The following is a 17,766-nucleotide window of genomic DNA, read 5'->3' on the forward strand; positions in this document are numbered from 1 at the left end:
TCTAAAGTTTTATAGAATAAAAATCTAAGGCAATTCCCCGGGCACCCATATTTTCTTTTTGTTGAATTAAACCTTCATTTAAAAATTTTCCCTGTTGCTCCGTAGAAATACCAAAGCTATAATATTTTTTGTTGCTAAATTTATTTAAAAGAGTATAGTTGATAAAATCCAGCGCCCCAACCTTTCTCCCTTCCTGGGAAGCAGCCATATATTGGGTGTGAATAACATTGTCAAAATTAAAAATGACAATTCCTGCAAAAATAATTCCATCCTTTTTCGCTTCAAAAAGTTGAATGTTTTGAGGGAATTTTTCTTTTAATAATGTAATTTCTTCCACAGTATGAACAGGTTTTGTACCAAATTTCTGTAAAACTTCTGAAAGTAAAGTCCAGTATTCTGTAAAATTTTCGCTTTCGGAAACGGAGATTCCCTTTTGTTCACATTTCCTGACAAGTTGCCTTTTTGTTTCCGAAAAACGGATTGGATGGGAAAGATCAATCACAGAAGAGATGTCTCTTCTGAAGAGCTTAGCTTCAATGCGGAATAACGCATATAAGTCTTCTTCTGCCGGATATTTATGAAATATATGTGGAATGGCTTTGTACGTTATTTTTTTAAAAGATAACTCTGTAAAATATTTCTTTATCTCATCAAGTATTACCAAAACCTCCTTTGCCTTTAAATAATGCGACATTATCAAAGAACCGAAAGTAAGTCCTCCATGAGAAATAATTTCTTCTCCACTTTCATTGGCCGGAAAAACGGCTACAATTTGCTGGTCATTAAAAATTAAAAGTGAATGATCTGTAAACCTGTCAGAATGATATTCCATGAAATCTCTATCAAAAAAGAAAAGTCCATTTTTTGAGGTTGAAATAAAAGAATTCCAATCAGTTTTATAGGAATTGTTATATTTTTTTAATTCAAATTTCATCAGACCTTTCGATTGTTTTTATGAGTCTTGCAGGATTTCCTCCAATTACAGAATAGTCAGGGAAGCTTTTATTAACAAAACTGTTTGCCGCAACAACACAAAAATTACCCAACTGAACATTGGGCATGATAACAACGTTGGCGCCAATCCACGTATGATTACCAATGCTAACTTCACCTTCAATCAAAGGGAATATTTTCTGCATTTCTTCACTGGCGTTTGGCCCGGAATCAGTCATAATATTTACATTCTGTGCGATGGAAACATGTTTCCCAATAAATAGTTTCCTTTTAAAACCATTTAGAATACTGAACATGCCTATGTAAGAACCTTTTCCTATTTCAAGCTGAACGTTTTCAGAACCGTAAATACTGCAAAACTTCGCAATCTTTACACTATCTCCTATTTTTACATTGTTGATTGATGTGGTAGGATCAATAACAACATTTTCGCCTAATGATATATTACTTACTTTCATTGATAAAAAATGTAATAAGGTTAATAATATAATCCATTTCAAACTTTCCTAAAGCTTGGTTAACAGGAATGAAAAATGCGTCTTTCCCATAAAAAATACTGCACTCAATGCCATTTCTCTGTAAAAAAACTTTAAGCTTAGGAAGATCATGTCCATTATTCGTAAACATGCAAACTGAAGGAGTTTCCCGTTCCGAATAATCAAAATAGGGAGTAAAACCTAATTTGCAGAGCTCAAGAATAAGGTAATTATTATTATCTTTTCTTTTCTTTTTAATGTTTTCAGAATCTTCAAAATAATGAAGTGTTACTTTTTGAAGATGATTTTGATACGCTTTATTTTTATTGATAGAATAATTCTTACAATTTACCTTTAAAATTCCTCCAAACTGAATCGGGAAAAATTTTGGGAGACTATAAATCGTAAAGTCCCCATATTGACCAATAAGTTCTTTTTCGTCACTAGAAAACATGCTCATAGCACAATCTTCAATGATAGGTAAATTGTAATTTTTAATAGTTTCCATATCATGAAATACTTTACCAAATTCATGAATAATGAAAATCAGTTTTGTGTTATCGGTTTTTTCTCTTGACCAACCACAGAATTTTTCAATTTCTTTTGTGACGCAGCTACTTATATACAGATTTGAAGTTGTAGTTAAAATTAAAACCTGATCATCTTTTTTAAGGTTATAATGATCCAGTGCATTAAAAATGGCTTCCTTACCACTGAGGCAATATTCATGTTCACCAAAAAAAGCATTATATTCCTTTAAAGAATCATCAGAAACATTAGGGTTTTTCATAATTGCATCATTCCTTTCTAAATCAGCAGTAGAAAATGGGCTGATAAAAAAGGATGGCTGCCTGAAATTTTCAGGATCTATTATCTGATCTTTATGAAAAATCATTTCTTGTTCTTTTAAAATCTTCGTAGTTTCTTATATAATCCTGTTCATTATAAGAATGAGATGCTAGAACCAGACAAATTGCTCCTGATGAAAAATTCACTTCGGAAGCCCAAATTCCCGGAGGAATATGTAATCCGATATCTGGGCGATTAAGAAATACCTGTCTTTTGAATTTTCCATCGTCAAGAGAAACTTCAAAGCTTCCACTTGCTGCGATCAAAAATTGATGACACTCTTTATGAGAATGAGCTCCTCTGCTTTCTCCGCCTGCAATATCATAAAGGTAGAAAACTCTTTTTACATCAAACGGAAATGAAGAATTATTTTCAACGACGGTAAGATTTCCTTCATCAAAACTGATCTTTCCCAGATCAATTACACTACAATCAAATACTGAAATACTAGTTTCCATGAGCAAGTGTTTTAAATTCTTCAAAATCTCTGATATAATCATTTTCGTCGTAAAGTCTGTCAGAAACAATCAATGCCAGAGAATTGGTTGAAAAGTTTTCCAGTCTTCTCCAGTACATTTTAGGTATGTATAATCCGTAATAAGATCTGTTTAATGAAAATGATTTTTCTTCTTGGCCATCATGAATGATCACGTCGAAACTTCCTGAGAGAGCAATGATAAATTCCTGCTGTTCTTTAAATGCATGGCTACCTCTTTGTTCGCCACCTGGAACATCGTACAGCCAATACGTTCTTTTAATCTTAAAAGGAAGTTGATTAGGATGTTCGAAAAAGGAAAGATTTCCTCTTTTATCATATATTTTTGGAAGTTGAATTATTTTTGGAATCATGGTGTCTGAATGTTATATTCAAAATGAGGTCGCATTACTCCTGGGTAAATATGAAGCTTATTCCCAACCTTCACATTTTCTACTTCAAATCCGACAAAATTATCAATGCCAAATAAGAGATGGGTCTGGTCTTTACCGAAGTATAGTTTGAAATAATAATTTCCTGCATTCAATAGCCCGGAAGGGATATCAAATTCTACAGTGTATTCTCCAACTTTTGAATCGTTATCTTTTGCAACGAATTTTCCAACATGAAAAATAATAAGCTCTTCATAATTTCTTAATTCAAATGTTGTATCAAGAGTGATATCAGGAACATAATTGTCAAAAACTAATTTCACTCGAATACCGGAATCAATGTCGATAAGATCTCCCATAATTGATGAGACTGTAAATTCTTTGATTCTGATATTTTCATTTCCAAGGGCCTCATTAATATTCCCATTGTATAAATAAGAACTCTTTGTAGCACTGCTTTTTTGATATTCAATAATGGTTTCTAGCATTTTACCTGTGTACGCCATCTGTCCTTGATTTAACAAAATACCTGTATTACAAAGCTCTTTAATTGCTGTCATGTTATGACTTACAAACAGGATTGTTCTTCCTTCCCCTTTGGTTACATCGCCCATTTTTCCCAGACATTTTTTCTGGAAATCAGCATCACCAACAGCTAAAACTTCATCTACAATCAAAATTTCTGACTCTAAATGAGCTGCAACGGCAAAAGCCAGTCGTACATACATTCCTGAAGAATATCTTTTAACAGGGGTGTCGATGTATCTTTCAACTCCGGAAAAATCTACAATTTCGTCAAACTTTCTGCTGATTTCTTTACGGTTCATTCCTAAAATGGCGCCATTTAAAAAAACATTTTCCCGTCCTGTCATTTCAGGGTTGAATCCAGTCCCTACTTCCAGTAAAGAGGCAATTCTTCCATTGGTATATATTTTACCTGTTGTTGGCTTTGTTACTTTGCTTAAAAGTTTCAAAAGGGTAGATTTTCCAGCACCGTTTCTTCCAATAATGCCTACAGCATCACCTTGATTTATTTCAAAATCGATATTACGAAGAGACCATACGTAGTCGGAATCCCCCTTGGTCGTTCTATCATTGGCTTCACCAATTTTCAAGTATGGGTCCTCTTTTCCTCGTACTTTGTACCAGAATCGATTAAGATCATGGGCAAGTGTTCCGGTTCCGACTTGTCCTAGTCTGTATTGTTTGGATATATTTTCTGCTTTTAAAGCTAGCATATTTTTTAATTTATATTTTTAGACAGACAGTAAAGTATTAAACAGTGTCCATAAAAGTTTTTTCAACCTTATTAAAAATAACAATACCTATTGCTAAAATAACAAGAATAATAAAACTGCTAATGACCAACATTATTGGTGAGAAATCCCCTACGCCAATCCATGCATATTTGAAACATTCAAAAATTCCGGTTAACGGATTATAATATGAAAGTTTTTTTAAAAATCCTGGTAAGAGTGATACAGGGTATATTACGGGTGTTGCATACATATACAGACTGACACCAAACCCTAATAACATACTTAAGTCTTTATATTTTGTGGTAAGAGCAGAAAAAATCATTCCTAATCCTAAAGAAAAAAGTGCCATTAAAAGAATTAGAAACGGCGTGGCAAGAACCCATATATTAGGATGTACTTCTCCTTTACTTAAATAATATAGCCAACCGATAATAAATAGTAAAAACTGAACGGAAAATCTCATCAGGTTTGAAATTACCACAGAGATTGGTGTTACAAGCCTGGGGAAATAAACTTTCCCAAAAATACTTGCATTTCCAGTAAAAGTGTAAGAAGTTCCTAGAAGTGAGCCCGAAAAATAATTCCAAAGGGTTACTCCTGCAAGATAAAATAAGATAGGTGGAGCTCCGTTAGTTGGTAATTTTGCAATCTTATTAAAGACAATTAAATAAACAATAGTCGTGAGAATTGGGTTAATAAAAAACCATACAGGGCCTAAAATAGTCTGCTTAAAGCTGGAAATAAAGTCTCTTTTTACAAACATGTATACCAGATCTTTGTATTTCCAAACCTCCTTTAGTCTTAAATCAAACAAAGAATGATCGGATTCAATCGTTTCTGTCCACTTTTGCTGTGGTTCGTTCATTTGTGTAAGTTTTTGCAAATTTATAATAATTAATTTCTTACCGTATTGTTTAGTTTATGAACAATCGTTTACATAAAACTAAAAAACAACAACTAATATATTGATAATTGTTATTATGAGCAAAAACTATTGGCTGTAAAGCCAATAGTCTGCAAATTTTATAAATTATATTGTTATTTACCAACGAGTTGCTTCAGGTATTCACCATACCCGCTTTTTCCATATTTGACAGCGGTTTCCAGTAATTTCTCTTCGTTGATGAATTTATTTCTGAAAGCAATCTCTTCAATACAACCGATTTTGAAGCCCTGTCTTTTTTCAATAACGCTTACAAACTCAGAGGCGTCATGAAGGGAATCAAAAGTTCCTGTATCCAGCCATGCGGTACCTCTGTCCAGAACCCCAACTTCAAGTTTTCCTTTACTTAGGTATACGTTATTCACATCGGTGATCTCCAGCTCGCCACGTGCGGAAGGTTGGATGTTCTTAGCAATATCTACAACAGTATTGTCATAGAAATAAAGACCGGGAACAGCATAATTTGATTTTGGTTGCAAAGGCTTTTCCTCAATAGAAACAGCTTTGAAATTATTGTCAAATTCTACCACTCCATATCGTTCAGGATCTGCTACATGATAAGCAAAAACGACTCCTCCGTCAGGATTGGTTTTATTTTTCAAAAGCGTACCCATTTCAGAACCATAAAAAATATTATCTCCCAAAACCAGTGCGGCAGGATCATTACCAATAAATTGTTCTCCCAGAATAAAAGCTTGCGCCAGTCCGTCCGGGCTTGGCTGTACAACATATTCTATATTGCAGCCTAGCTGAGATCCGTCACCCAAAAGTTTGATAAATCCAGGTTGATCGTGTGGTGTGGTGATGATCAGGATATCTTTAATTCCCGCTAAAAGTAGCGTAGAAAGTGGATAATAGATCATCGGTTTGTCGTAAACGGGCATCAGCTGTTTACTGACCGCGATTGTTAGAGGGTAAAGTCTTGTTCCGGATCCTCCGGCTAATATTATTCCTTTCATGTATTTTGCGAATTAAGCGGTTTTCATTTGTGTTGTCGTGTGATTGTTTTTGTATTGGAAAATTAATTGTATTGTTTATTATAATATTCCTGATAATTTCCTGAGGTTACATTCTCAAGCCATTCTTTATTCTCAAGATACCAGTCTATGGTTTTTCCTAATCCTTCCTCGAAAGTTACGGATGGTTTCCAGCCTAACTCTTTATTTAATTTGGTGGCATCAATTGCATAACGTTTGTCATGTCCCGGTCTGTCTTTTACGAAGGTAATGAGTTTTTCAGAATACCCTTCCGGTCTTCCTAATTTAGCATCCATTTGCTTGATCAGTTCTTTCACCAAATCAATATTTTGCCATTCATTGAAACCTCCGATATTATAGGTTTCTCCGGTTTTTGCTTCATTGAAAATCTGATGAATACCTTTCGCATGGTCAATGACGAATAACCAGTCTCTGGTATATTTTCCATCGCCATAAATCGGCAAAGGTCTTTCATTAATGATATTCGAAATACAAAGAGGAATTAATTTTTCAGGGAAATGATTCGGTCCGTAATTATTGGAACAGTTGGATATGATAAACGGCATTCCGTAAGTATTTCCATAAGCTCTTACCAGGTGGTCAGAAGCTGCCTTTGATGCAGAATAAGGAGATTGAGGATCATAGGATGTTGTTTCTAAAAAGAATCCCGTCTCTCCCAAACTTCCGTATACTTCATCGGTAGAAACGTGATAAAATAAATTTGATCTTTTTTCATCCGGAAATCTTCCGTGCGTATGATCAGAATTTAATGTCCAGAATTCTTTACAAAGATTCAGAAGATTGGCTGTTCCGTTGACGTTGGTATTGATGAAGGCCATCGGATCCGTGATGCTTCTGTCAACGTGGCTTTCTGCTGCCAGGTGAACAACTGCATCCGGATTGTATTTTTCAAAAACTCTTCTTAATTCTTCAGGTTTAGTGATGTCGGCTTTTTCGAAAACATAATTAGGTTCATTTTCAATATCCTTTAAGTTTTCCAAATTTCCGGCGTACGTAAGCGCATCAAGATTAATGATTGTGGTATCCGGATTGTTTTTTACAAATTCTCTTACAACATGAGAGCCAATAAAGCCTGCCCCTCCTGTAATGATTATGTTCTTCATTTAATATTATTATGAAATGGTTTTTCTTCCTATACTTTTATAATAAAATCCGTTCTGTTCAGGGATTTCAAGCGGATACATATTCCTTCCATCAAAAATAGCCTTATTTTTCATCTTTTTAGCAATAAGTTCAAAATTAGGATTTTTGAATTCCGGCCATTCTGTAGAGATAAATAACGCATCTGCATCTTCAAGGGCATCATACATTCCTTTAGCATACTGTATTTTGTCACCAAGAAGTTTTTTCACATTGCTTTCTGCAACTGCGTCATACGCTATAACTTGTGCTCCTTTCTCCAGAAGAAGAGCGATATTGTCTAAAGAAGAAGCTTCTCTGATATCATCCGTGTTCGCTTTGAAAGCAAGTCCCCACATGGCGATCTTCTTGCCTGCGATACTTCCTCCAAAATATTTTTCAATTTCTGAGATAAGAATTACTTTCTGAGCCGTATTTACATTTTCTGTAGCTTCCAGGATCTGAAAATTGAAATCTTCCTGCTTTCCGGACTTTATAAGTGCTTTTACATCTTTAGGGAAACAGCTTCCGCCATATCCGATTCCCGGGAATAAGAACCTGTGGCCGATTCTGTCATCGCTTCCCATTCCTAATCTTACTTTATCTACATCTGCTCCAACTTTTTCACAATAGTTGGCAATCTCATTCATAAAAGTAATCTTTACGGCTAAAAATGAGTTCGAAGCATATTTGGTAAGCTCGGATGACTTTTCATCCATGAAAATAATAGGAATCCCCGTATTGGTAAACGGCTGATAGATTTTTGACATAATATCTTTAGCTCTGTCAGAACTTGCGCCAACTACCACTCTCGAAGGATTCATCGAATCTTCTACTGCAAAACCTTCTCTCAGGAATTCCGGATTGGAAACCACATCAAAGGGAATATTTGTTTTCGAAGAAATGACTTCTCGTACTCTGTCGGCAGTTCCTACCGGTACTGTGCTTTTATTGACAATGACTTTGTATTCCGTCATCATCTCACCAATATCGTTGGAAACCTTTAATACATAAGAAAGGTCTGCTGAGCCGTCCTCTCCGGGAGGCGTGGGTAAAGCCAGGTAAATAACTTCGCTTTTATCTAAAGCTTCTTTTAAATTGGTCGTGAAAAATAATCTTTCGGACTGAATGTTTCTCAGAAACATTTCTTCAAGGTTCGGCTCATAGATGGGAACAACGCCGTTTTTCATACCTTCTACTTTCTTTTCATCAATATCAACACAGTATACTGAATTGCCAAGTTCTGCAAGGGTAGTTCCTGTCACTAATCCTACATAACCTGTTCCTACAATCGTTATATTCAAAATGTTTGTTTTTAAAATTCAGAAACAAAAATAATAAAAATACTTTCATATACTTCTTTAAATTATTGTAAAAGAATTTCCTTCTATTTACTTGATAATAAGATAATTTTGCATTTTTAGAAAAAATGCGTATATTTGCATTGGATTTACGGGAAAAATGGGAAGGCTTCGGAAGAAAGCCTTTTTTCGTACTGGTAAATCAAGATAAAAATATGGAGTTTAGAAAAAGAATTGAAGAATTATTAAATGAATTCCTTGAGACCAGAAAAGATCTGTTTCTTATTGATCTTAAGATTTCTGCAGGGGATGATATTACAGTGATTTTAGATGGTGATAATGGAGTTTCTTTGCAGGATTGCCTCGATGCAAGCCGTGCTGTAGAATTCAATATGGATCGTGAAGAACATGACTTCAGCCTTCAGGTAATGTCGGCCGGTTTGAGCGAACCATTAGCCACACCAAGACAGTTCAATAAAAACTTGGGAAGAGAAATTGAGGTAATGCTGGAGGATTCTTCTAAGATTGAAGGGGAATTGTCAAAAGTAGATGATGAGAAGATCACTCTTGTTTTACGTTACCGAAAGCCGAAAGATATCGGAAAAGGAAAGGTAGATGTGGAGGAGGAGAAGGAAATTCCTTACTCTGAGATCAAAAAAGCATTAGTAGTAATTAAATTTTAAAAAAGAAAAAAGAATAGATGGATAATATAGCGTTGATTGAATCCTTTGGTGATTTTAAAGACGAAAAGGGGATCAGTAAAATTGATCTTATGGCAATTATTGAGGATTCACTGAAGACACTTTTGAGAAAAAGATTCGATTCAGACGACCATTTTGATGTAATTGTAAACCCGGATAAAGGAGATTTTCAGATATTTTTAAATAAAACAATCGTTGAGGACGAAATGTCTGAGGACGATGACCTGGAAATTGAAATTTCTGAGGCAAAGAAAATTGATCCTACCTTCGAAGTAGGTGAAGACTTTACCATGGAAATTCCTGTTGCTCAGTTGGGAAGAAGAAATATTCTTACCCTGAAGCAAATCCTGGCTACAAAACTTCAGGAGCATAATAATGCAATGCTATATGAGCAATTCAGAGATAAGATTGGAGAGATTGTAGTAGGAGAAATCCACCATATCCGTCACAAGCACGTGATTTTGCTTGATGATGAAGGAAACGAATTTATCTTGCCAAAAGAAAACCAGATCCCATCCGATTTCTTTAAAAAGGGAGAGAATATCAGAGCTATTGTTGAAACAGTAGACTTTAAAGGTTCTAAACCACAAATTATTATTTCCAGAACTGCGCCTAAGTTCCTAGAGAAGTTATTAGAGCTGGAAATTCCTGAGATCCAGGATGGAACAATCATGCTGAAAAAAGTAGTGAGAATTCCTGGAGAAAAGGCGAAGATTGCAGTAGATGCTTATGATGACAGAATTGATCCTGTTGGAGCTTGTGTTGGAGTAAAAGGATCCAGAATTCATGGCGTTGTAAGAGAGTTGAGAAATGAGAACATCGATGTTATTCAGTGGTCTAAAAACCCTGAGATTTTGGTGAAGAGAGCTTTAGGAAATGTGACAGTTAATAAAATTGACATTAACGAGGATCAAAACTATGCATTAGTATATACTCCTGTTGAAGAAATTTCTAAAGTGATTGGAAAACAAGGACAGAATATCAGACTGGCTTCTTGGTTGTCAGGATATGAAATTGATGTATACAGAGAGTCCAGCGAGGATGACGATGTTGAATTAAGAGAATTCAACGATGATATCGAGCAGTGGATTTTGGATGAATTTAAGAAAGTAGGATTAACTACTGCAAAATCTGTATTGGATAAAGAGACGGAAAGTCTTTTAAATATGGTTGACCTTGAAGAGGAAACTATCGAGGAGGTGAAGCGTATTCTGAGAGAAGAATTTGAAGATTAAGATTTTAAATAAATTTTAATAAACAGTAAAAAGAAAATACTTTAATTTTAAGAATTAAAAAAACAGTAAATAATATAAATGCCAAAAATTAGATTAAATAAAGCGGTTAAGGAATTCAACATTTCGATGTCCAGATTAGTAGAGTTTTTACAATCAAGGGGATTTGAGGTTGAAAGCAATCCTAACGCTCAATTGGAAGAAGCGGCATATTCTGCATTGGAAGCTGAGTTTGCTAAAGATGGCGAACAAAGAAAAGCTTCCCATGAGGTGGTGATCACTAAAGTTCCGGAAGAAAAACTGGAAATTGAAGAAAAGAAAACCCCTGAAGTGATAAGAGCTAAAGCAAATAAACCAGAAACTAAAATTTTAGGTAAAATAGATCTAGAACCTAAACCTGAGGTTGAAGAAACCCCTGCTGCTCCTGTAGCGACACCGGTTGAAGAAAAGAAAGAAGAAATCGTGAAAGAAGAGCCGGAAGTTAAAGCAACTCCTGAAAAGCAGGAATTTAAAGTTTTGGATAAAATTGATTTGTCTCAGATAGAATCTAGAAATAGACCTGTGAAAAAAGACAAGCCAAAAGTGGAGGAGAAAAAAGAAGAAATAAAAGCTGTGGAACCAGTAAAAGAAACTCCTAAACCGGTAGTGGTGGAAGAGAAAAAAGTAGAAACTCCAAAAGTGGAAGCTGAGCCGGAATCTCAGGAACCACAGAAAATTGAGACAGTGTATCAGAAACTTGACGGTCCTAAGATCGTTGGGGAAAAGATTGACTTAACTCAATTTGCACCAAAACCAGGTTCTGGAGCAAAAAAGAAAAGAAAAAGAATTGAGAAACCCGGAGGCCCGAATAACCAACAAGGAGGACAAGGCCAGGGGAATAATCAAAATTCAGGAAATAATAACCAGGGTGGTCAAGGCCAAGGAAACCGTCAGAATAATAATGGTGGTGGACAAGGTGGAAACCGTCAGGGACAAGGTGGTCAAGGAAATCGTCCACAAGGTCAGGGAGGTCCTGGAGGAAACCGTTTCGGAAATAACCAGGGTGGTGGAAACCGTCCGGGTGGCCAAGGTGGCGGCTTCAAGAAAGGAGGTCCGAACAACAACAGACCTGGTCAAAGAGTAATGCCTGTTGAGTTAACCGACGAGCAAGTTAAAAACCAGATCAAGGAAACATTAGAAAAGCTTACTAATAAAGGAGGTAAATCTAAATCTGCAAAACACAGAAAAGATAAAAGAACTTTCCGTAGAGAACAGGATGAGCGTCAGCAAGAGCTAGAAGCACAAGACAGAACTCTTAAAGTAACGGAATTCATCACAGTAGGTGAATTGGCGAGCTTAATGAATGTTTCTCCAACTGAAGTAATCTCTGCTTGTTTCTCACTTGGGGTAATGGTTACCATGAACCAAAGATTAGAAGCTGATACCTTATTATTGGTAGCAGATGAATTCGGATATAAAATTGAATTCTCAGATGCTGATCTTGAAGAAACGGACAACGAAGAAGAAATCGATAACGAAGAAGATCTTGTATCAAGAGCTCCAATCGTTACGGTAATGGGACACGTTGACCACGGTAAGACTTCATTGCTTGACTACATTAGAAAAACCAATGTAATCGCTGGTGAATCCGGAGGAATTACACAGCACATCGGTGCATATAACGTGAAATTGGAAAATGGTCAGAGAATTACATTCTTAGATACACCAGGTCACGAAGCCTTTACAGCGATGAGAGCCAGAGGTGCTCAGATCACGGATATTGCAATTATTGTAATTGCAGCTGATGATGATGTGATGCCTCAGACGAGAGAAGCAATTTCTCACGCACAGGCAGCTGGAGTACCAATGATTATTGCATTGAACAAAGTAGATAGACCAAGTGCAAACCCTGATAACATCAGACAACAGCTTTCCGGGATGAATATCCTGGTTGAAGAATGGGGTGGAAATGTTCAGGCGCAGGAAATTTCTGCAAAATTTGGTAATAATATGGACGTTCTATTGGAGAAAGTATTACTTCAGGCAGAAATGCTTGATTTAAAAGCTAATCCGGATAGAAATGCCCAGGGAGTTGTTATTGAAGCTTCACTAGATAAAGGAAGAGGATATGTTGCCACTATGTTGGTACAAACAGGTACTCTGAAAGTTGGTGATTATGTAGTTGCCGGGAAGAACCACGGTAAGGTAAAAGCTATGCTTGATGAAAGAGGAAGAAACCTTACAGAAGCAGGACCATCTATTCCTGTAACAATTCTAGGTTTAGACGGAGCGCCTACAGCAGGTGATAAGTTTAAGGTTTATGAAGATGAAAGTGAGGGTAAAACTATTGCAAATAAGAGAGAGCAGCTTCAAAGAGAACTTTCTATCAGAACTAAGAAGCATACAACGCTTGAAGAGTTGGGTAGAAGAATTGCTCTTGGTGATTTCAAAGAATTGAACATTATCCTTAAAGGTGACGTGGATGGTTCTGTTGAAGCACTATCAGATCAGTTACAGAGATTGTCTACTGCGGAGATTAATGTAAATATCCTTCATAAAGGAGTAGGTCAGATCACTGAATCTGATGTTAACTTAGCTGCGGCATCTGACGCAATTATCATCGGATTTAACGTAAGAGCCGGTGCTAATGCTAAAGATCTTGCAGACAGAGAAGAGATTGAAATCAGAAATTACTCTGTAATCTATGCTGCGATCGAAGAAGTGAAGGAAGCTATGGAAGGTATGCTTTCTCCTGAAATTAAAGAACAGGTAATTGGTAATGTTGAGATCAGAGAGGTCTTTAAAATCTCTAAGGTTGGTACCATTGCAGGTTGTATGGTTCTTTCAGGAAAAGTAGCCAGAAACTCTAAAGTAAGAGTACTGAGAGACGGTATTGTTAAGTTTGACGGAGAGCTTGAAAGCTTGAAGCGTTTCAAAGATGATGTGAAGGAAGTAACGAAAGGTTACGAATGTGGTCTGAACCTGAAAGGTTATAACGATATTGAAATCGGTGATATTCTTGAAGTATACGAAGAAGTAGCTGTTAAGAAAAAGTTGAAGTAATATTCAAATAAATATAAAATAAGCCGTCTCATTGAGACGGCTTATTTTTTTGTAAATATTTCAGTTAATCAAATAGAATTGTTTGTTTCTAGTTTTGATTAAGGAAAGTGACTAATTTAATTAAATCTTCATCTTTATCAAACTTGATTTTATTAGACTTGAAGAATGTTGTTAAAGGTTCTTTTTTGTCTGAGAATTGTTCGATAATCTCTTTCTGATTTTTAGGTTTCTTAATGAATCCTTTTTCTGTTTTGATGTAATAAACAGGATCCAATGTTTTAAATGTAGCTGGTTTATCGCTTGCATAACCATTAGGTGCAGGGACAAAGTCAATAAATCTTGTCTTTACCTTTTTGTATAAGGTATTTTTGCCATTGGCAAGTTCGTAAAAGTATCCGCTTAATTCGTCTGAAGTATCTAATAAAACTAATGTTTGCTTTGGAGACGCAATTTCTATTCTTCCATATTCCTGACTCTTAGGAAGTGCTAAAACTTTATCATCTTTTTTGAACTCAATTTCGTCATTATAACTATTATATCTTACAAGAGTTTGTTGATCGCTAGTTCCGGAAATTTTAGATTTCACGAAATTTTTATCAGGATAGGGAGTTCCTAAAATGTCATCATAACTTAAAGTTTTCCCTGAAGCAGACTGAAGGGTATAATAGATTCCTTGGTTGCTTGATACAGGGGTGTTTTGAGAAACTATACTTTGTTGTGCGAAACTGAAAAGATTGGCGAGTAAGAATGTGGATGTGATAATTTTTTTCATTGTAGTATGATTTATTAATTTTTTTATTCTTTGCCAAATGTATAAATATATTGTTGTAAATAGTTGATATGTTTACTGTTTTTTTTGCTTTTAGGCGTTTATATAGTAATAAAAGTGTTAAAATGCAACTGCTTGTATAAATATTTAATTTAGATTGATTATAAATAAAAAAATATCAATTATATCGGAACTGTTAAATTTGTGTTTTTCTCCTGATTAATGTGAATTTTAATAAATGAAAACTGGAGAATATTATGAATTCTTTTATGTGTTGTTTGGACTTTATAGTGTATTGTAAATGTGAACTGTACGTATTGGTTTAAAAAATTTGCAAGTGTTAATATTTATTAACATATTTGCGATTAAAATATATTAAAATTTGTTAATATGAATGTTAAACTACGTGTATTAAGCGCTGGAGCATTGTTTTTCTTAGGGCAAGTAGCTTTTGCGCAAACGGCTAAAAAAGATACTACATCCAAAGTAAAACAGATTGAAGAAGTTGTTGTACTTGGATATGGTAAGACTGCTACTAAAGCTAAATCAACTGCAGCATCTACTACTATATCTGAAAAAGTGTTGGAGGATCGTCCGAATGCATCTTTCCTAAACTCTTTACAGGGTGCTGCCCCAGGTATTACTATCAACTCTAGCTCTGGTTCTCCTGGATCAGGTAGAATTGATGTAAGAGTAAGAGGTATTGGTTCTCTTAACTCTGCTATGGATCCATTATATGTAATTGATGGGATGAGTACGAATGGAACACAGTTTAGAAACTTAAATCCAGAAGATATAGCATCAATTTCTGTACTTAGAGATGCTGCTGCAACTTCAATTTATGGTAATAGAGCTGCAAATGGAGTTGTTGTAATTACTACAAAATCAGGTTCATTTAATAGTGGAATGAAGCTTTCATTCGGTTCTACTATTGGTTTCTCAACGTATCCAAATCATAAGTATAATTTGGTGAGTGGAAGCCAGTATAGGGCGTTGCAAAATGAATTTGTTTTTGGCCCTGATGAACAATATTCTCAAGACGAAGTTATAAATGCTCCTAATACAGACTGGAGAAAACAATACTTCAGAACAGGGATGACTCAGCAGCATAACTTAGGATTAACTTTTGGAGGTAAAAATGTTTCTGTATATTCATCATTAGGATATTATGATATGACAGGGATTGTGAAATCAACTGATTTTAGTAGATTCACCTTTAGAAATAACATTAATGGTAAGTCGAATGATGGAAGATTTACTTATGGTAGTCAACTTGCAGTGGGTTACTCTAAGAGAAGTCAATTAGATCAGGAGAATAGTGTTAGTGCTTTGCTAGCTAATCCGCTTCAAAATCCACTATTTAGTTCAATCTTGGCAAGACCAGATTTAGAACCTAGTCCATATAACAGAGGATCTGATTTTTATAGAGATTACCAGAATAAATATAGTGATAGAATTCCATGGGTAACCCAAGATATCATCAACGGTGGGGTTCAAAACAAATACACTGAAACAAGTGTTATGGCTAATGTTAATTTTGCTTACAAGTTAACAGACTACCTAACTGTAGGTCATAAAAGTGGAATTGACTTTAAGGAATCAGATAGAGCGTTTGCACGTGCACCTTATGGATATCTAGCATTAATTGCAAAGGCTGGAAATGATCCATATGGAGGTATTGAACAATTGAATAATACAAAGGATTTTAATATTAACAGTATTACAAACCTTACATTCAATAAATCTTGGGGCGAACATACTTTAGAAGTTGGAGCTTATTTAGATTATATTAAAGCTCACTACAGAGCTAAACAATATCAACAAAATGGCTTAAACCCATTAACCTGGAGTTTAGGATCAGGAACAGGATATGTTCCATATAGTACTACAACTCCTACGTTGTATGTTCCAAACGTACAGGCATCTGCAGTTAATGCAGGAGCTTTAGCTTATTTTGCAACTGCTGAATACGATTACGCTGGTAAATATGGATTTACAGGTATGGTAAGAAGAGATGGTGCTTACAGATTCTCAAAAGAAAACAGATGGAATACTTTCTGGGCTGTATCTGGAAGATGGAATATCGATAAAGAAGCATTCATGGAAGGTTCTGTATTTGATATGTTAAAACTAAGATCTTCTTATGGTACACAAGGAAACCAAAACTTAGGTATAACGGTAAATAACATAAACCCTCTTGTAAATGCTGCTACAACAACATTATTTAGAAATGTTTATACTACAAATACTGCATACCTTAACCAACAAGGACTTGGACTAAGTGTTCTTGGAAACCCGGATGTTCGTTGGGAGACTCAGAAAATGTTTAACGTAGGTCTAGATTTTGTCTTATTCAATAGAAAATTAGAAGGTAACGTCGATTACTATATCAAAACAACTGATAATCTATTCAATAAGTTAAATATATCAGCTGCGTCTACCGGTACATTTACAATTGATGGGAATAACGGTAAAATGAGAAATAATGGTATTGAAGGTAACCTTCGATATAATATTTTCAATAGAAGTGATTTTAAATTATCAATTTTTGCTAACGGTTCATTCAATAAGAACAGAATCCTAGAATTACCTTATGGATATTCACCAACGGATAACGTAAACGCTACCGGATCATTAGCATTCCAATGGAATCTAGTGCGTTACGCAGGAGTTAATAAGGATACAGGAGAAATGCAATTCTTAGATAAGAACGGTGCAATTACAGAGAATCCTAATGATAGTGATAGAGTTTTGACTGGGAAGTCATACTATCCTAAGTATCAGGGAGGTTTTGGTTTGAACGGCTCATTCAAAGGAGTATTTGCTGATGTTTTATTCTCTTGGCAAGCAGGAGGATGGCAGTATGACAACCTATATACTTGGTTAATGGATCCTAATGGTCTAGGTACAGGTAATAATGTAAGTGCAGATTTATTAAATTCTTGGACTCCTGATAACAGAAATACTGATATACCTTCCATTACTGCAAACAATACAGGTTCAGATGGTAGTTCTGACAGATATTTATACAAAACAGACTTTATAAGATTGAAAACAATCTCATTAGGTTATTCTTTCCCTAAAGCGAGTTTAGCAAATTTACCTATTACAGGATTGAAGCTTTTTGTTCAAGGTGAAAACCTTGTTACTTGGAGCAGCTGGAAAGGTCTAGATCCAGAACCAGTTACTGATTATTCATTGAGTGTTTATCCTAACCCTAAGACATTCTCTGTTGGTTTCAATGTAGAATTTTAAA

The 17,766-nt window shown here is 35.3% G+C and carries 15 protein-coding genes; 4 read left to right on the top strand and 11 right to left on the bottom strand.

The window, feature by feature from the left end; genetic code table 11:
- Position 1: 1 nt before the first annotated feature.
- The 10 genes from EG342_RS07255 to EG342_RS07300 all read right to left on the bottom strand — a co-directional run bounded on the left by EG342_RS07255 (position 2) and on the right by EG342_RS07300 (position 8,769).
- Positions 2-934 (bottom strand): GNAT family N-acetyltransferase, encoded by a 933-nt coding sequence (locus tag EG342_RS07255; RefSeq protein WP_103289079.1) that lies wholly within the window; start codon positions 932-934, stop codon positions 2-4.
- Positions 924-1,412 carry an acyltransferase gene (locus EG342_RS07260; RefSeq protein WP_103289080.1) on the bottom strand — a complete coding sequence of 163 codons (489 nt, stop codon included), beginning with the start codon at positions 1,410-1,412 and terminating at the stop codon, positions 924-926. The genes EG342_RS07255 and EG342_RS07260 overlap by 11 nt, the downstream gene beginning before the upstream one ends.
- Positions 1,399-2,325: a DegT/DnrJ/EryC1/StrS family aminotransferase gene (locus EG342_RS07265; protein WP_103289081.1), complete on the bottom strand. Its 927-nt coding sequence runs from the start codon at positions 2,323-2,325 to the stop codon at positions 1,399-1,401. The genes EG342_RS07260 and EG342_RS07265 overlap by 14 nt, the downstream gene beginning before the upstream one ends.
- Positions 2,312-2,737, bottom strand: coding sequence for a sugar 3,4-ketoisomerase (locus EG342_RS07270; protein ID WP_103289082.1), 426 nt, complete (start codon positions 2,735-2,737; stop codon positions 2,312-2,314). The genes EG342_RS07265 and EG342_RS07270 overlap by 14 nt, the downstream gene beginning before the upstream one ends.
- Complete coding sequence (locus EG342_RS07275) at positions 2,727-3,128, bottom strand: sugar 3,4-ketoisomerase (RefSeq protein WP_103289083.1); 402 nt, start codon at positions 3,126-3,128, stop codon at positions 2,727-2,729. The genes EG342_RS07270 and EG342_RS07275 overlap by 11 nt, the downstream gene beginning before the upstream one ends.
- On the bottom strand, positions 3,125-4,384 hold the full coding sequence (locus tag EG342_RS07280) for an ABC transporter ATP-binding protein (RefSeq protein WP_103289084.1): 1,260 nt from the start codon (positions 4,382-4,384) through the stop codon (positions 3,125-3,127). Before EG342_RS07280 ends, EG342_RS07275 begins: the two co-directional genes overlap by 4 nt.
- A gap of 37 nt (positions 4,385-4,421) precedes the next feature.
- Positions 4,422-5,270 carry an ABC transporter permease gene (locus EG342_RS07285; RefSeq protein WP_103289085.1) on the bottom strand — a complete coding sequence of 283 codons (849 nt, stop codon included), beginning with the start codon at positions 5,268-5,270 and terminating at the stop codon, positions 4,422-4,424.
- A gap of 173 nt (positions 5,271-5,443) precedes the next feature.
- A complete protein-coding gene (gene rfbA, locus EG342_RS07290) occupies positions 5,444-6,307 on the bottom strand; it encodes a glucose-1-phosphate thymidylyltransferase RfbA (RefSeq protein ID WP_103289086.1) in 864 nt (287 codons plus the stop codon).
- A 62-nt stretch (positions 6,308-6,369) separates the two neighbouring features.
- Positions 6,370-7,449, bottom strand: a complete 1,080-nt coding sequence (gene rfbB, locus EG342_RS07295; protein WP_103289087.1) for a dTDP-glucose 4,6-dehydratase — start codon at positions 7,447-7,449, stop codon at positions 6,370-6,372.
- Between the two features lie 9 nt (positions 7,450-7,458).
- Entirely contained in the window at positions 7,459-8,769 is a 1,311-nt protein-coding gene (locus EG342_RS07300; protein WP_103289088.1) for a UDP-glucose dehydrogenase family protein, read from the bottom strand.
- A gap of 212 nt (positions 8,770-8,981) precedes the next feature.
- Between EG342_RS07300 and rimP the strand changes: the two genes are divergently transcribed.
- The 3 genes from rimP (at position 8,982) to infB (ending at position 13,741) form a co-directional block, all read left to right on the top strand.
- A complete protein-coding gene (rimP, locus tag EG342_RS07305) occupies positions 8,982-9,449 on the top strand; it encodes a ribosome assembly cofactor RimP (protein WP_103289338.1) in 468 nt (155 codons plus the stop codon).
- Positions 9,450-9,466: 17 nt separating this feature from the next.
- Positions 9,467-10,702: a transcription termination factor NusA gene (nusA, locus tag EG342_RS07310; protein WP_047097519.1), complete on the top strand. Its 1,236-nt coding sequence runs from the start codon at positions 9,467-9,469 to the stop codon at positions 10,700-10,702.
- 78 nt (positions 10,703-10,780) lie between these two features.
- Positions 10,781-13,741 (top strand): translation initiation factor IF-2, encoded by a 2,961-nt coding sequence (gene infB, locus EG342_RS07315; RefSeq protein ID WP_103289089.1) that lies wholly within the window; start codon positions 10,781-10,783, stop codon positions 13,739-13,741.
- 88 nt (positions 13,742-13,829) lie between these two features.
- On the opposite strand, the gene EG342_RS07320 is transcribed toward infB, so the two are convergent.
- Positions 13,830-14,513 carry a hypothetical protein gene (locus EG342_RS07320; RefSeq protein ID WP_103289090.1) on the bottom strand — a complete coding sequence of 228 codons (684 nt, stop codon included), beginning with the start codon at positions 14,511-14,513 and terminating at the stop codon, positions 13,830-13,832.
- Between the two features lie 387 nt (positions 14,514-14,900).
- Between EG342_RS07320 and EG342_RS07325 the strand changes: the two genes are divergently transcribed.
- Positions 14,901-17,765 (top strand): SusC/RagA family TonB-linked outer membrane protein, encoded by a 2,865-nt coding sequence (locus tag EG342_RS07325; protein ID WP_103289091.1) that lies wholly within the window; start codon positions 14,901-14,903, stop codon positions 17,763-17,765.
- The last annotated feature ends 1 nt before the right edge of the window (position 17,766 follow it).

This window comes from Chryseobacterium lactis (genome assembly GCF_003815875.1).
In the GTDB taxonomy this organism is placed as follows: domain Bacteria; phylum Bacteroidota; class Bacteroidia; order Flavobacteriales; family Weeksellaceae; genus Chryseobacterium; species Chryseobacterium lactis.

Excerpts from the sequence above, each read along its gene's own strand:
- EG342_RS07255 (WP_103289079.1), bottom strand. The coding sequence starts at position 934 with ATGAAATTTGAATTAAAAAAATATAACAATTCCTATAAAACTGATTGG.
- EG342_RS07260 (WP_103289080.1), bottom strand. The coding sequence starts at position 1,412 with ATGAAAGTAAGTAATATATCATTAGGCGAAAATGTTGTTATTGATCCT.
- EG342_RS07265 (WP_103289081.1), bottom strand. The coding sequence starts at position 2,325 with ATGATTTTTCATAAAGATCAGATAATAGATCCTGAAAATTTCAGGCAG.
- EG342_RS07270 (WP_103289082.1), bottom strand. The coding sequence starts at position 2,737 with ATGGAAACTAGTATTTCAGTATTTGATTGTAGTGTAATTGATCTGGGA.
- EG342_RS07275 (WP_103289083.1), bottom strand. The coding sequence starts at position 3,128 with ATGATTCCAAAAATAATTCAACTTCCAAAAATATATGATAAAAGAGGA.
- EG342_RS07280 (WP_103289084.1), bottom strand. The coding sequence starts at position 4,384 with ATGCTAGCTTTAAAAGCAGAAAATATATCCAAACAATACAGACTAGGA.
- EG342_RS07285 (WP_103289085.1), bottom strand. The coding sequence starts at position 5,270 with ATGAACGAACCACAGCAAAAGTGGACAGAAACGATTGAATCCGATCAT.
- rfbA (WP_103289086.1), bottom strand. The coding sequence starts at position 6,307 with ATGAAAGGAATAATATTAGCCGGAGGATCCGGAACAAGACTTTACCCT.
- rfbB (WP_103289087.1), bottom strand. The coding sequence starts at position 7,449 with ATGAAGAACATAATCATTACAGGAGGGGCAGGCTTTATTGGCTCTCAT.
- rimP (WP_103289338.1), top strand. The coding sequence starts at position 8,982 with ATGGAGTTTAGAAAAAGAATTGAAGAATTATTAAATGAATTCCTTGAG.
- nusA (WP_047097519.1), top strand. The coding sequence starts at position 9,467 with ATGGATAATATAGCGTTGATTGAATCCTTTGGTGATTTTAAAGACGAA.
- infB (WP_103289089.1), top strand. The coding sequence starts at position 10,781 with ATGCCAAAAATTAGATTAAATAAAGCGGTTAAGGAATTCAACATTTCG.
- EG342_RS07320 (WP_103289090.1), bottom strand. The coding sequence starts at position 14,513 with ATGAAAAAAATTATCACATCCACATTCTTACTCGCCAATCTTTTCAGT.
- EG342_RS07325 (WP_103289091.1), top strand. The coding sequence starts at position 14,901 with ATGAATGTTAAACTACGTGTATTAAGCGCTGGAGCATTGTTTTTCTTA.